Source organism: Pyxidicoccus sp. M6 (assembly GCF_055568925.1).
The window spans coordinates 13,179,760-13,192,550 of the sequence record NZ_CM145714.1; the positions used below are offsets into that span (position 1 = coordinate 13,179,760).

Consider the following 12,791-nt stretch of genomic DNA (forward strand, 5'->3'; position numbering starts at 1 on the left):
GATTCACGCGCTCACGCGGGCGTGGTGGCGGGCACCTCCGAGCGGGGCGCGGTGTTCTGCGACAGCTCCTGACCGAGCGCGTGCGGGTCGAAGTACGCGTAGAACCGGCGGATGCGGTCCCCATCCCACTCGATGATGGACACGCCCTCGTACGCCACGGCGGCGCCGTTGTTCGCGGTGCCCTGCGTCTCCCACTCGAGGGCCACGCGGTCTCCCGCCTCAATCATGTTCCGGAAGGTGGACCTCACCTGGCCGAGCGTGCCCTTGTACTCCCTCCAGAAGTTCCTGGCTCCGTCCTGTCCGGAGAAGACCCGGGGTGAGGCCACGTTGCTCAGCTGCGCGTCGTCGCTGAAGAGGGAGACGATGTCCTCCAGGTTGCCCTCCTCCTCCAGCCGTTTCAGCGCGCTCACGAACCGCTGCGCTCGTTCCATCGCCATGCGCTTCCTCGCTCGTCGTGATGGGGTTACACGCGGGTAGGGTGCACATGTGGGGCAGGTCCTGCTCCGCCGCGAGCCTGCTCACCTGCCCTCCGGCCGACGGCAGCGAGCACCGGCCGCGCGCCCTGGCGGTAGACTGTCCTCCGCCCACCCATGGCCTCGACCCGAACCCGCTCCGCGCCACCGGCCGCCGTTGACTCCCCGCCGTCGGAAGAAACCCCGGTGGCACCGTGGGTGCCCGCGCAGTCCCTCGCCGAGCTGAAGGAAGCGATGAGCTCGCCCGGGGTCATCCAGGCCGAGGTGGATGCGCTCCTCGCGGCGATTGCCCGACCGCCCGCCGATGACGAGACGCCGCGCGCCCGGGCGGACTTCCTGCTGTCGCTGATGGACCTGCCCGAGGAGGCCCGCGACAGGACGGGCAGCAATGGGCGCACGGTGCGCGCCGCGGCGGTGGAGGCCCTGCTGGAGCTGGGCTACCCGTACGCGCTGGAAGTCCACCCGGACGTGCTGGAAGCCGTGCGGCAGGAGGCCGGAGGCCAGCGCGGCGCGAAGCAGGAAATCTCCTGGTGGGCCGTAGGCATCACGGTGCTGTCCATGCTGGTCCAGCTCCTCTTCGTGGCGCTCCTCAGCGCGAGCTTCCCGGGCAGCATCCGGGAGACGTTCCAGATGCTGCAGGCGACGCTGGTGGTCACTCCTCCCCTGCTGGCCCTCTTCGGCCAGTGGATGGAGTCCCGCGCGCTGCAGCGGCTGGGCGCCACGGGCATGGTGCTCCAGGGGCTGGTGTGGATGATTCCCACCGCATCCGCGGCGCTGATGAACGTCCCCTGGTCGCTGCTGGCCATCTTCCTCTTCCCGTGGCACCTGCCCCTGGTGGCCGCGTACCTGATGCGCCCGAAGCCGGAGCCCGGGGCTGGGGAACCACCCCGCGCGACGCTGCCGCCCGAGCCCTCATGAGCCCCACCCGCTTCCGCACCCGAGCCGCCACCTCGGAGGACTGCGCGGCCGTCGCGAGCATCTACAACGCCGGCATCGCCGAGCGCCGCTCCACCTTCGAGACCCGGCCGCGCACGCCCGAGGACATCTCGAAGTGGCTCGGCGGGCGGCACCCCGTCATCGTGGTGGAGGACGCGGGCCGCGTCGTCGCCTTCGCCTCCAGCGGCGCGTACAGCCCGCGCGAGTGCTACGCGGGCATCGCCGACTTCAGCATCTACGTGGCCCCGGACGCCCGGGGCGTCGGAGCGGGACGGCTCGCCATGGAGGCACTGCTGGAAGCCGTCGAGGCCGCCGGCTTCCACAAGCTCACCTCGCGCGTCTTCGCCACCAACACGCGCAGCCGCGCCCTGCTCGCGAGCCTCGGCTTCCGTGAGGTGGGCCTGCACGAGAAGCACGCCCCCATGGATGGCGTGTGGCAGGACATCGTCGTGGTGGAGAAGCTGCTGCCCGCGAACCTGCGCTGAACGCGGGCCGTGCGCGCTACTGACGCTTGCGCTGCTCGCGGGCCATCGTCTCCGTCCACTCCCCGCGCGTCCAATCCTCCTTCGCGTAGGCCGCCCGCTGCTTCTCGGTGAGCGCATCCCAGGACTTCCCGGCTTCCAGCTCGCGCGGGAGGTCGAAGACGCCGCGGTGGTCCTTGTCGAAGGACTCGCGCGCCCGGTCGGCGGACAGGCCCTTCATCGTGTAGCCCACCTCGCCTTCGAGCTTGCTCTCACCGGCCTCGACCTCCGCGAGGACACCGCCGCCAAGCTCCGCCTTCTCCTCGTTGAGCGTCACGAACACACTGGCGAGCTTGCCCGCGCCCAGCTCCACCTTCTTGGTCCCCTCCGAGTCCACACTGAGCTTGAGGAGGCCCAGGTCCAGTGTCGTCTCCACGTTCTTCGCCCCTTTCGAGTCCTGACTGAGCTCGACCTCCAGGCGCCCACCGCTCAGCACCACGCCCGCCTCTGTCTTCGCACCCGCCTTGCCCCGGGTATCGACCTGCACCTGCTCGCTCAGCTTGACGCCGTGGGACGTCACCGAGCCCTTGCCATGAAATTGGATGCTGCCTCCGGCCCGCTCATCGGTCAGCTCGCGGTGCCGCGCGTTCACCGTCTGGTATGCGAGGTTGAGCGAGCGCGGCTGGCCGATGGCGCGCCTCCACTCCGCCGCGTACGACTCGCCCGCCGGGTCCTTCCTGCCGATGCCGAGGACGTTGTCCTTGAGCTGCGCCTCCTGGGGCCTTCCGAGCGCCCGGACGTCACGGAGGCTCTTCGCGCCGTTGACGGCGTCCACGTAGCGGCCGAGGTACTCGGCGTGGGCCTGGTAGTAGGCCTTGCCCACGTCCATGGCGTGCTCGTTCACCGCCTTGCGCATCGACTCGGGCAGCTTCGGGTCGTTGCGGAAGAAGTCGGGCTCGGCCGGGTAGCCCAGCGGTCCGGCCGGAGCCGTGCCCTTGCGGCGCTCCAGCATGCCCTTGGACTCGGCCTGCTCCAGGAAGGCCTTCCGCGAGGCCGGGTCCTGCTCCTTCACGTAGTCCGCGAGCAGGCCGTCCTTCTCCATCTTGTCCAGCGCCGCGCGATAGGCCCCGGGCTGCAGCGTCCCGAGCGCCGTGTGCACCGCCTTCACGTCGTCCCCGTTGATGCTCAGGTTCCGCATGCCCCACGTCAGGTGCGTGCGGATGTCCGAGTAGACGTTGTCCGGTACCTGGGAGGAGGACGCGGTCGAGGGGCCAAGCTTGCCGCCGCGTGCCGTCATCTCTCCCGCGGAGATGGACGGTCCGGCGGAGGACGGCGCCGTCTGGGAGGTGGGCCCCTTCGGTGCGCGAGCGGTGGGTCCGTCGTAGGCGCGCAGCTCATTGCGTGCGGCGGACGCAGGAGTGGAGGTCTCCTTCGCTTTCGCCTTGGACGGGGGCGGCGTCGTGCAGACCTCCACGGGCGTGTCGATGGGAACGGCGGTACTGCCGGAAGGGTCGATTCGGGACATGGGCGCGCTCCTGTAGGGAACGACCGGCCCATTGCAGTGGGTGGACCAACGGTAGATGCCTGAGATCAGGCCCGTGGCTCGACCCGGCATCGCATTCGCTGGATGCCTCCGTCTCCTGCGCGAGACGCGGCGGGTCCCTGCTCGCGGGCGGCGGGTTCGCGGAATGAACGTTCATTCCGCGGCGCCCCGAGCCCACCGCGCCCCAGAAGCACCACGAGGACCGAGGCCCCACCGGCCCACGGTCCTCGCGTCACCGCGTGGTGCCCTGCCAGTCGGCCTGCGACTCAGAACACGTTCTGCGCGCGGCTGTAGTAGGCCTCGCGGCTCGCCATGCCGTTGTAGCCGCCGTTGATGCGGCGGGTGACCTCGCGGAAGTTGCCCTGGTCCGCGTAGCTGTTGAGGTTGCGCGACGACCAGTACCAGCCAGCGATGCGGAACGCGACGTCCGGGTCCTTGGCGCGCTCGGGGTGGCCTTCCAGGTCGATGCCCAGCGCATTGCCCGCGGCCCGGTAGTTGGCGCGGCCGGTGAGCTGGATGGGGCCACGGCCCTTGTAGCGCACGCCGTCGCCCGGCTGCGTGTTGCCCAGGTCCTTGCGGCCCTCGTACGCCGCGCCCGACGCAATCTCCTCCATGTAGCGGAGCTCGCCGCTCTCGTGCGCGAGCTGCGCCAGGAACATCGCCTTGCGCTGCGGCGTGGTGATGTTCGCCTCGGCCATCGCCTGATTCAGGTACGGCAGGTACTGCTTCGCCTTCGCCTCCGACAGGTTCGGCATCACCCCGCGAAGCTGCGCCACCGTCACTCCGGCCGAGCCACCCGGTGCCGGCTTCGGCCCGTTCACCCCACCCACCGGCGGCGGATTCGACGGCTTGCCCGGCGACGCGCCTCCGCCCGGAATCGTGAGCTTCTGCCCCACGTAGATGAGGTTCGGGTTCTTGATGCCGTTCGCCTGCTGCAGCGCGCTCACCGACGTGCCGTACCGGCCCGCGATGCCGCTCAGCGTGTCACCCGACTTCACCGTGTACGTGCCGCCACCGCCCGAGGACGGCTTCGTCGGCGCCGCGCCACCGCTGCCCGGAATCGTGAGCTTCTGGCCGGCGTAGATGAGGTTCGGGTTGGAGATGTTGTTCGCCTTCTGCAGCGCGCCCACCGACGTGCCGAACCGGCCCGCGATTCCACTCAGCGTGTCACCGGACTTCACCGTGTAGCTGGAGCCACCCGAGCCGCCACCCGTCGCCTTGGGCGCGTCGAACCCGTCCACGACGAGCTTCTGCCCGACGTAGATGCGGTCCGGGTTGGAGATGTTGTTCGCCTTCGCCAGCTTGTCCACCGACGTGTTGAAACGCCGGGCCAGGGCACCGAGGGTGTCGCCGCTGCGAACTGAGTAGGTAGTCACGAGGAGGGCTCCCGGGGGGAAGGAGATGCTGCGTGCCCACATTTTCGGCGGAGCTGAGAAAACGTTTCGTCCCAAATGCGGTTATTTGATTCCCGAATCAGTCCGCCCTCACTGGACGTGCGTGGTGGAGGCGCGGAGGCGCTCTTTGAGTGCGCGGGCCTCGTCGGTGTCCCGGAGCCGGACCAGCGTCTGGACGTAGTAGGAGAGCGCCCAGAGGTTCTCCTCGGGGATGGCGCCCTTCCACGTGGGCATGGCCGCGCCGCCCACGCCGGCGGCGATGACGCGGTAGAGGTCCTCGCGCTGGCGCTCGGCGGTGTAGGGGGCGCCTTCGACGGTGTCGCCCTCGGACCAGACGGTGCGCGGCGGGTGGAAGAGGAAGTCCGGCGGGAGCACCTTCGCCGTCTGTGAGGGCTCGCCCTTCGCGTCGACGGCCACCGCGTGCTCCGAGTCTCTCGGCTGCGCGGTGTACGGGTCCACCTTGGACAGGTCCACCTTGCGGCCCAGCACCTTCTCCATCATCGCGGCCAATTCCGCGCGAGGCACGTACGCGACGTGGCAGCTCGCGCAGCCGGCGTTCCCCGCGCCCGCCACGTGGTAGACGACCTTGCCGCGCTCGACAGCCTCGGACTCGCGGCCCTTCCACGGGTCCGGCGTGGGGGACAGCGGCTGCCCGGGGGCCTCGTCCTTCCAGCGCGGGCTGAAGGTCTTCAGGTACTGGATGACGGCGTCCAGGTCCGAGTCGGGCACGTCCCAGGCGAACATCGGCGTGCCGTGCAGGCCCCGGCGCAGCGTGCGCTTCAGCGCGTCGTCCGCGGGTAGCTCGCCCGCGGCGACTCCGCCGAACTTGAAGAGGCCCTGACGGAAGCTCCGAGGGACCGGCCGCATGCCCCGGCCCGCCGGGCCCTGTCCGTCTCCCTGCTCACCGTGACAGGACGCGCAGTAGTGCGTGTACACCACGTACCCGCGAGACAGCATCTCGGCCGGAATGACGCGGCCGTCGGCGAGCTTCAGCGGCTCGAACGTGGGCGCGGGCTTGGAGCGGCACGCAGCCACGGTGAGCAGCAGGGCCGCGAACATCCAGACGCGGTGGGGCGAGGCCTGGCGCGTGCGCGGCGCACGGGCGGAGCGGTTCGCGACCGATACGCTTACGGGCCCGGCAGGCTCATGGCGCTGTTGCAGCGAAGCTCCGAGGAAGCCGTCAGCACTCATGGGAGGTACACCGCCACGAAGAGGAGCAGCCACATCGCCGTCACGAAGTACCCGCCGAGCGACAGCCGCCGCAGGGCATCGCCCACCTCCGCGCTCCGCTTCAGGCGCACGGTGGAGAAGAACACGCCCGCGAGGACGGCGAGCACATGCAACACATGCAGCGCCGTGAGCCCGTAGAAGGCGGAGGCAGGCACGCCATCATCGGGGATGCGGAAGTGATGGCTCCAGAAGGCGAGGTGCGTCCACGCCGCCTGCATCACGACGAAGAGCGCGCCCGATGCCAGCACCATTCCGAGCAGGCGCAACAGCCGCCGCGCCTCCCGGGGGCTGACGGGCTGGACGCGCGCGGCACGATGGAGCACCGCGCTTCCGAAGACGAGCGGCAGCCCCGACAGCGCGAGCAGCACGGTGGAGATGGGCAGCGGCGGCCACGGCTCGCGCATGCGGTACCAGCCGACCGCGAAGGCCAGCGAGACGAAGAACATCGACCACGCCGAGAGCCCCAGCACCGTGCCGAGCCACCGCGTCCCCGCGTCCCGCTGGGAGCGGTCCTCGTCATGCGACGACGCATACATGGAAGCCGAAGGCCTCATGGCTTCCTCCCGCGCGCTGGCACCGTGGGACTCACGCAGCACCTCCCGACGTGGACGTGCCGCCCATGCCCTCCGCGGCACCCTGCCCCGACTCCGCCTCGGAGTCCTCCGAAAGCGACTCCGCCTGTCCCATCCAGTCCCGGCCCAGCTTCTCCAGGACCTCCGGCTGCGACAGCGCATGCGGCCCGCGCAGCACCATGGGCACGGGGTCGTAATTCCACGCGGGCGGCGGGCTCGGAGTGCACGTCCACTCGAGCGTCCCCACCTTCCACGGGTTCGCCCCCACCTTGCGTCCAGCCGCCAACGTCCACACCAGGTTCACGATGAACAGCACCTGCACCGCGCCGAGCAGGAACGCGCACGCCGACGTCCACTGATTCAACGGCAGCAGGTGCTTCAGGTACGTGTACTGGTACGGGTCATACAGCCGCCGCAACTGCCCCGCGTAGCCCGCCGCGAGCTGCCCGCCGAACACGCCGAGGAACAGCACCGCGCTCGACAGCACGTGCGCCTTCGCGAGCCCCTCGTGCAGCGCGCGTCCGAACATCTTCGGGAACCAGAAGTAGAGCCCCGCGAAGACGGCGAGGAAGCTGGCCGCGCCCATCGTCAGGTGGAAGTGGCCCACCACCCACAGCGTCCCGTGGAGCGGCACGTCCGTGGCCACCGCGCCCAGCGACAGACCGGTGATGCCACCCAGGCCGAAGACAATCATCGTGCTCAGCGCCGCGAGCATCGGAGACGTGAGCCGCACGCTCCCGCGCCACAGCGTCATCAGCCAGTTGAGGTACATCACCTCCGCGGGCAGCGAGATGAGCAGCGTGAGCACCATGAACGTGCGCCCGAGCAACGGCGACATCCCGCTGGTGAACAGGTGGTGCGCGTACACGAGCCCGCTCAGCGCCGTCACCGTGCCCATGGCCACCGCCGTCAGCCGGTAGCCGTGCGCGGGCTTGCGGCTGAAGAAGGCCACGAAGTCACCCACCATCCCCCACGCGGGGAGAATCAGGATGTAGACCTCCGGGTGGCCGAACAGCCAGAAGAGGTGCTGGTACACCACCGGGTCGCCGCCTCCGCCCACCGCCGCCGCGCCCGCGATGAAGAACTGCGTGCCCAGCAGCCGGTCCATCAACAGCAGCGCCGTGGCCGCCGCGAGCACCGGCACGAACAACACATTCAGCACCGAGGCGAAGAACAGCCCCCACACCGTCAACGTGAGCCGGCCCCACGTCATCCCCGGCGCGCGGCACCGCACCACGGTGACGACGAAGTTCAACCCATAGAGGAACGAGGACGCCGCCGCGCACAGCACGGCCACCGTCACCAGCGTCTGCCCGAGGCTCGGCGTGAAGGCCGATGTCGACAGCGGCGGATAGGACGTCCACCCCGCGCTCGCCGGTCCGAGCCGCACCGCGAACGAGCCCAGCACCAGCGCTCCACCGAGCGCGTAGAGCCAGAAGCCCAGCACCGAGAGCCGGGGGAACGCGAGCCCTCGGGCACCGATGGACAGCGGCAGGACGAAGTGCCCCAGCGCGCCGAAGAGCAGCGGCGTCACCGCGAAGAAAATCATGATGAGGCCGTGCATGGTGAACACGGCCGTGTACGCGGGCGGAGTCATCGCGCCGTGCGACTCGGGCATGGCCCAGGCGAGCCCGGGTACCGGCTGTCCCGGAAACGCCCACTGCCAGCGGATGATGAGCGCCAGCAGGCCTCCGAGCAGCAGGAAGCCCAACCCACCCCACAGGTACCGCCGAGCCACCGCCTTGTGGTCCGAGGCGAACATGCTCATGGCGCCTTCCACTCCCAGCCCCAGTGGGCCGCGACGTCTTCCGCGTCGTACGACTGCGCGGCCTGCTTCCCGGCCTCGCGCAGCCAGGTGGCGTAGGACTCCGGGGACATGGCCGTGAGCACGCCGCGCATCCGGTAGTGGCTGGTGCCGCAGTGCTGGTAGCACGCGGCCTCCCACGCGCCCTCGCGCGCGGCCTGGAACCACGTCTGATTCACGCGGCCCGGAATCGCATCCAGCTTCACGCGGAAGTGCGGCAGCGAGAAGCCGTGCACCACGTCCGTGGACACGAGCTGCACCCAGACGGGCACACCCACCGGGACGCGCAGGTCGTTCCACGTCACCACGTCATCGGGGGTGTTGAAGCGGCCGTCCTCGCCAGCGTAGCGCGCCTCCCAGGACCACTGGTGCGCGTTGATTTCGATGCGCACCGTGCGCGGGTCCTCCGCGGGCACGCGGAAGTTCCACAGCACGTCGCGCAGGTAGCCCTCCGAGCCGAACAGCAACGTCCCGTCCACCACCACGAACGCGCCGAGCGCGAGCCCCAGCACCCACGCTCGCGAGCGGCGCGTGCCTCCGTCCGATGCGGCCTGCTTCGCCTTGCGGAAGCGCCACACCGCGAGCCCCAGCCACCCGAGCGCCACCGCGATGAGGACCGCATCGAAGCGGTGGCTCCAGGCGAGCAGGGCGTCGATACGGTGGCCGTGTGTGCTCGCGTCCTCGGGGAGCGACAGTGTCCCCGTGTTGCGCGGAGTGCCGGGCACGCCAGAGTGCGAAGACTGCGTCCCCGTACCAGTCGGAGCGTCCGAGCCCGAAGGAGCGGACGCCGCGGACGGGAGTGGCTGCGTCCCAGCGTTGCGCGGAGCATCCGTGGCCGGAGTGCCCTGCGCGCGCAGCACCTCCGCGAGGACGCCAGCGGGCAGCACCTTCACGGGTGTTCCTCGCGCATCGACCTTCGCGCGGCCCAGATGCCCACGCCCACGAGCAGGAACGGCGCGAGCACCAGCGCCCCGAGCAGCAACGCCGAGCGCACCGTCGACTCGGGGGCCCGCAGCGTGCAGGACGGGCACGCGAGCACCTCCGCGGGCAACAGGCCCAGCAACACCGTCAGCAACGAGGCCATTCGGGCCATCGCGTCTGAACGGCGGGTCGTCAGGTCATGGCCGGAGGTGGGGCGCTCGGCGGGCATCACCACCCCTCGGGTAGCACGCGGCACGGGTCCCCTCAAGGCACCCGCGACTCCCACCCGAGCCCCTGCCTCGCCCCCCTGGCGGGCCACGCCTCGGAGATGACGGGTTCGCTCACCAGCGCCCTGGCACCGCGCCCGTGAGAGGAACTGCTCGCACCCGGCGGACAGCGCCTCGGAGGTATCGGGCTCGCGAGAGGGCCCGCTTCCCGAGCCGGGCCTGCCTGCCCCGGAAGCGGCCGTGCGCCACCTACATCCCGTGAGAAGACAGGATGTCGCAGTGGGCCTGGCCGCGCTTGTGCCGGCCCCGGGCTTCCGTTACCTGGGGAGCCCATGTCCGCCGAATCCACCCTCGCGGCCCCTCCCGTCCGTCTCACGCAGCGCCCTGGTTTCTGGGCTGGCATCGCCGTCGTCGCGCTCGGCTTCACGCTCGCGGCCGGCGTCGCCCTGCTGCGCGGGAGCAGCGAGCCACTGCCGCGGCTCGGCGCCATGCCGGAGTTCACCTTCACGCGCCATGACGGCAAGCCCTTCGGCAGCGCGCAGCTCCGGGGGCGGCCCTTCGTGGCCAACTTCATCTTCACCCGCTGCCCCACCATCTGCCCCGCCTTCACGCGGAAGATGGTCGGCGTGCAGGAGCGCACCGCGTCGCTCGGCGCGCAGCTGCAGCTCGTGTCCTTCTCGGTGGACCCGGCGTACGACACGCCCGAGCGCCTCGCCGAGTACGGCCAGCGCCACGGCGCCGACTTCAACCGCTGGAGCTTCCTCACCGGCGACTACGCGCAGCTCAAGGACACCATCGTCAACGGGTTCAAGATCAGCATGGGCCGCGAGGACGGCGCTCCCGAGGACGACCTGCTCTCCATCTTCCACGGCACGCACTTCGTGCTCGTGGACAGGGACGGCCAGATTCGCGGCTACTACGACAGCGCCGACGGCGAATCCACCGAGCGCCTCATCCGCGACATCGACCGGCTGAACCGCGAAGGGCACTGAGCGGAGGAGCCTCACAGGCAGCGAGAGGTTGAACCACGCAGGACTCCGACCGGAGGAGCCACACAGCGGCCCCAGGCGGAGTTGCTTGTGTGTACCCGGCCGAAGCGCCACGGTCATCGCGAGGCACTCCGGTGCGATCGCGAGAAGCCAGCCCCACATCACGACGGCGGGCTGGCCTGAACCTGCGCGAAACGCCAGCCTTCACCGTCCCACTGCAGCGCCGAAGGGCTGATCTCACACCTGCGTGTGACGCCAGTCCGCACTGCTCTCCCCTCTATGCCAGAGGGCTGACCCCGCACCTTCGCGGGAAGCGCCGGCCCGATCTCCCCTCCCCCGCAAAGCCAAGGGGCCAGCTCCGCACCTTCGCGGCAAGCCGGCCCCACCGACACATCCCCTCAAAAGCCGGAGGGCCGGCCCCGCACCTTCGCGGGAAGCCGGCCCTCTCGTTTGCTTCATCGCGCCTGGGGCGCGACCGCTCACTCGACGAAGCGGGCGTGGTTCTGCGCGATGATGTTCTGGAAGTTCTGCAGGCCGAGCGGGTTCTGGGCGAAGCCACCGACCTTGTCGGCCGCCGTCTTCACGCTCTGGGCGATCTTCGTCAGGTCCGCCAGCTTGGGGGCCAGCTTCGACAGGAAGCCGATGCCGCCCAGGGGGCCCTCGCCCAGCAGCGCCGACGCGCCCTTCTTCACCAGGCCCTCGGCGATGGGGCCGAGGAACTTGCCCACGAACGGGAGGCTACCGACCTTGTCGCCGATGAACTTGGCGATGGGGTTCGTCAGCGCGCTCACCGGCTTCTGGAGGAACTCCATCGCCTTGCCGCCGATGTTCGCGATGCCGCCAGCAACCTTGCTGACCGTCTGCGCGACCTTGCCAACCGTATCGGTAACCTTGCTGACGATCTTGCCAATGCCGCCCATGGTAGGACCCCTTGGATTTCTTGAAGTTTGAGGAAGAAATTGTGCCGGAGATGAAGCTCAGAAAGATTCTCGGGACGGCGGCCGAATTGTTTCCTCTTTATTTATTCGGCCGATTTTCCGTCCCGGCGGGCCTTCCCGAGCTCCGGGTCAAGCGCGGTTACCGCCGCCCCCGCCCCGCTTGAGCTGATCCTGCAGCGCCTTCTGGGCGGCGGGGTCCTGCGGGCCGGTGGCCTGGTCCTGCTGCGGCGACAGCGACGGCTTTCCCGCCGTGGCCTTCCCCTGGGTGAACTTGGACGCCTCGAAGTCCGGGGGAGAGCCGGGCAGCTCGCCCTTCATGCCCTTGATGATGATGTCCGCGGCCTCCTCGGAGGACAGGGGGTCGAAGCCGTTCTTCTTCAGCTCCTCGTCGGAGATGACGGCGAGCTCGGGCTCCTTGTCCTTGTCCTGGGCGTACTTGAGGACCAGCTCCACGTAGTCCTCGAGCTTCATGCTCACGGCCTCGGCGATTTTCTTCGTCTCCGGGTCCTTGAGCAGCTCGGCACGAACCACCTCGACGGGCCGCTTGAGACCCCGCTTGGGCTTGTTGGCGTTCTCCTGCGTCATGTCTTGCTCCGGGATGGGTGGGAAAGGCAGTGCGTCAACCTTAGCCCAGTTTTTCCGGTTCACACATTCCCGCCCGGGTTGGAGGGCGGCGCCGCGGCGAGCGCGCGCTGATACACCTCCAAATCCCAGGGTGAGAAGAGCACCACCGTCACCTGCTCCAGGTGGGGCAGCCGCTCCAGGGCGGCGCGCATCTCGCGCAGGGCGATGGGCGCGGCCTTCTCAATCGGGAAGCCATAGGCGCCGGTGGAGATGGACGGGAAGGCCACGGAGCGCAGCCCGTGCTGCTCCACGAGCGCGAAGACACTCTTGTAGCAGCGCGCGAGCACGGCCTCCTCGGAGGCGTTTCCGCCCCGCCACACCGGGCCCACCGTGTGGATGACGTGGCGCGCGGGGAGCCGGTAGCCCTTCGTCAGCTTCGCCTGGCCCGGGGGACACCCCCCCAGGTCGCGGCACTCGGCGAGCAGCTCGCGGCCGGCCGCGCGGTGGATGGCGCCGTCCACGCCGCCGCCTCCCAGCAGCGAGCTGTTGGCGGCGTTGACGATGGCGTCCGCGCCGACCTTCGTGATGTCTCCCTGCACGAGCTCCAGCTTCTTCACGTTCCCTCCCCGGGTGGATGGCGGCGCACCGGGGACGGCACGCCAGCACACCGGCTGACAGGAAGGGGCACGCGTTGCCCGGAGCTTCGCGCCGACAACAGACGCACGGCGCACGCCCTCAC

14 protein-coding genes are annotated in these 12,791 nt (G+C 69.9%); 3 read left to right on the forward strand and 11 right to left on the reverse strand.

The genetic code is table 11. The features are described from left to right. Window positions 1–11: 11 nt before the first annotated feature. The gene (locus tag ACVTJA_RS52145; protein ID WP_465832374.1) at window positions 12–437 is read right to left on the reverse strand and encodes a nuclear transport factor 2 family protein; all 426 of its coding nucleotides are present in this window, start codon (window positions 435–437) and stop codon (window positions 12–14) included. Window positions 438–659: 222 nt separating this feature from the next. Between ACVTJA_RS52145 and ACVTJA_RS52150 the strand changes: the two genes are divergently transcribed. Together ACVTJA_RS52150 and ACVTJA_RS52155 are read left to right on the forward strand one after the other, a co-directional pair. Continuing rightward, complete coding sequence (locus ACVTJA_RS52150) at window positions 660–1,391, forward strand: hypothetical protein (RefSeq protein WP_465832375.1); 732 nt, start codon at window positions 660–662, stop codon at window positions 1,389–1,391. Continuing rightward, window positions 1,388–1,894 (forward strand): arsinothricin resistance N-acetyltransferase ArsN1 family A, encoded by a 507-nt coding sequence (locus ACVTJA_RS52155; RefSeq protein WP_465832377.1) that lies wholly within the window; start codon window positions 1,388–1,390, stop codon window positions 1,892–1,894. Before ACVTJA_RS52150 ends, ACVTJA_RS52155 begins: the two co-directional genes overlap by 4 nt. 16 nt (window positions 1,895–1,910) lie before the next feature. On the opposite strand, the gene ACVTJA_RS52160 is transcribed toward ACVTJA_RS52155, so the two are convergent. The 7 genes from ACVTJA_RS52160 to ACVTJA_RS52190 all read right to left on the reverse strand — a co-directional run bounded on the left by ACVTJA_RS52160 (window position 1,911) and on the right by ACVTJA_RS52190 (window position 9,590). After that, the gene (locus ACVTJA_RS52160) at window positions 1,911–3,395 is read right to left on the reverse strand and encodes a hypothetical protein (RefSeq protein ID WP_465832379.1); all 1,485 of its coding nucleotides are present in this window, start codon (window positions 3,393–3,395) and stop codon (window positions 1,911–1,913) included. Between the two features lie 284 nt (window positions 3,396–3,679). Then, window positions 3,680–4,789, reverse strand: a complete 1,110-nt coding sequence (locus ACVTJA_RS52165; RefSeq protein WP_465832380.1) for a glycoside hydrolase family 19 protein — start codon at window positions 4,787–4,789, stop codon at window positions 3,680–3,682. 108 nt (window positions 4,790–4,897) lie between these two features. Further along, complete coding sequence (locus ACVTJA_RS52170) at window positions 4,898–5,866, reverse strand: c-type cytochrome (protein ID WP_465832382.1); 969 nt, start codon at window positions 5,864–5,866, stop codon at window positions 4,898–4,900. Window positions 5,867–5,994: 128 nt separating this feature from the next. Then, entirely contained in the window at window positions 5,995–6,591 is a 597-nt protein-coding gene (locus ACVTJA_RS52175; RefSeq protein WP_465832384.1) for a hypothetical protein, read from the reverse strand. Between the two features lie 31 nt (window positions 6,592–6,622). Continuing rightward, the gene (locus tag ACVTJA_RS52180; RefSeq protein ID WP_465832386.1) at window positions 6,623–8,377 is read right to left on the reverse strand and encodes a cytochrome c oxidase subunit I; all 1,755 of its coding nucleotides are present in this window, start codon (window positions 8,375–8,377) and stop codon (window positions 6,623–6,625) included. Next, the gene (locus ACVTJA_RS52185) at window positions 8,374–9,306 is read right to left on the reverse strand and encodes a cytochrome c oxidase subunit II (RefSeq protein WP_465832388.1); all 933 of its coding nucleotides are present in this window, start codon (window positions 9,304–9,306) and stop codon (window positions 8,374–8,376) included. The genes ACVTJA_RS52180 and ACVTJA_RS52185 overlap by 4 nt, the downstream gene beginning before the upstream one ends. Next, entirely contained in the window at window positions 9,303–9,590 is a 288-nt protein-coding gene (locus ACVTJA_RS52190; RefSeq protein ID WP_465832390.1) for a hypothetical protein, read from the reverse strand. Before ACVTJA_RS52190 ends, ACVTJA_RS52185 begins: the two co-directional genes overlap by 4 nt. 303 nt (window positions 9,591–9,893) lie before the next feature. Here ACVTJA_RS52190 and ACVTJA_RS52195 point away from each other — a divergent pair, with 303 nt between their 5' ends. Continuing rightward, window positions 9,894–10,553, forward strand: a complete 660-nt coding sequence (locus ACVTJA_RS52195) for an SCO family protein (protein ID WP_465832392.1) — start codon at window positions 9,894–9,896, stop codon at window positions 10,551–10,553. A 476-nt stretch (window positions 10,554–11,029) separates the two neighbouring features. On the opposite strand, the gene ACVTJA_RS52200 is transcribed toward ACVTJA_RS52195, so the two are convergent. From ACVTJA_RS52200 to ACVTJA_RS52210, 3 genes are all read right to left on the reverse strand, one after another. Beyond that, window positions 11,030–11,470 carry a hypothetical protein gene (locus ACVTJA_RS52200; RefSeq protein ID WP_465832393.1) on the reverse strand — a complete coding sequence of 147 codons (441 nt, stop codon included), beginning with the start codon at window positions 11,468–11,470 and terminating at the stop codon, window positions 11,030–11,032. Between the two features lie 147 nt (window positions 11,471–11,617). Further along, complete coding sequence (locus ACVTJA_RS52205) at window positions 11,618–12,073, reverse strand: hypothetical protein (RefSeq protein WP_465832395.1); 456 nt, start codon at window positions 12,071–12,073, stop codon at window positions 11,618–11,620. Window positions 12,074–12,132: 59 nt separating this feature from the next. Next, window positions 12,133–12,669: an O-acetyl-ADP-ribose deacetylase gene (locus ACVTJA_RS52210; protein WP_465832397.1), complete on the reverse strand. Its 537-nt coding sequence runs from the start codon at window positions 12,667–12,669 to the stop codon at window positions 12,133–12,135. Between the last annotated feature and the right edge of the window lie 122 nt (window positions 12,670–12,791).

Bases quoted from the DNA above. Each gene is read 5' to 3' on its own strand.
- ACVTJA_RS52145 (WP_465832374.1), bottom strand. From the start codon at position 437: ATGGCGATGGAACGAGCGCAGCGGTTCGTGAGCGCGCTGAAACGGCTG.
- ACVTJA_RS52160 (WP_465832379.1), bottom strand. From the start codon at position 3,395: ATGTCCCGAATCGACCCTTCCGGCAGTACCGCCGTTCCCATCGACACG.
- ACVTJA_RS52155 (WP_465832377.1), top strand. From the start codon at position 1,388: ATGAGCCCCACCCGCTTCCGCACCCGAGCCGCCACCTCGGAGGACTGC.
- ACVTJA_RS52180 (WP_465832386.1), bottom strand. From the start codon at position 8,377: ATGAGCATGTTCGCCTCGGACCACAAGGCGGTGGCTCGGCGGTACCTG.
- ACVTJA_RS52205 (WP_465832395.1), bottom strand. From the start codon at position 12,073: ATGACGCAGGAGAACGCCAACAAGCCCAAGCGGGGTCTCAAGCGGCCC.
- ACVTJA_RS52175 (WP_465832384.1), bottom strand. From the start codon at position 6,591: ATGAGGCCTTCGGCTTCCATGTATGCGTCGTCGCATGACGAGGACCGC.
- ACVTJA_RS52195 (WP_465832392.1), top strand. From the start codon at position 9,894: ATGTCCGCCGAATCCACCCTCGCGGCCCCTCCCGTCCGTCTCACGCAG.
- ACVTJA_RS52200 (WP_465832393.1), bottom strand. From the start codon at position 11,470: ATGGGCGGCATTGGCAAGATCGTCAGCAAGGTTACCGATACGGTTGGC.
- ACVTJA_RS52170 (WP_465832382.1), bottom strand. From the start codon at position 5,866: ATGTTCGCGGCCCTGCTGCTCACCGTGGCTGCGTGCCGCTCCAAGCCC.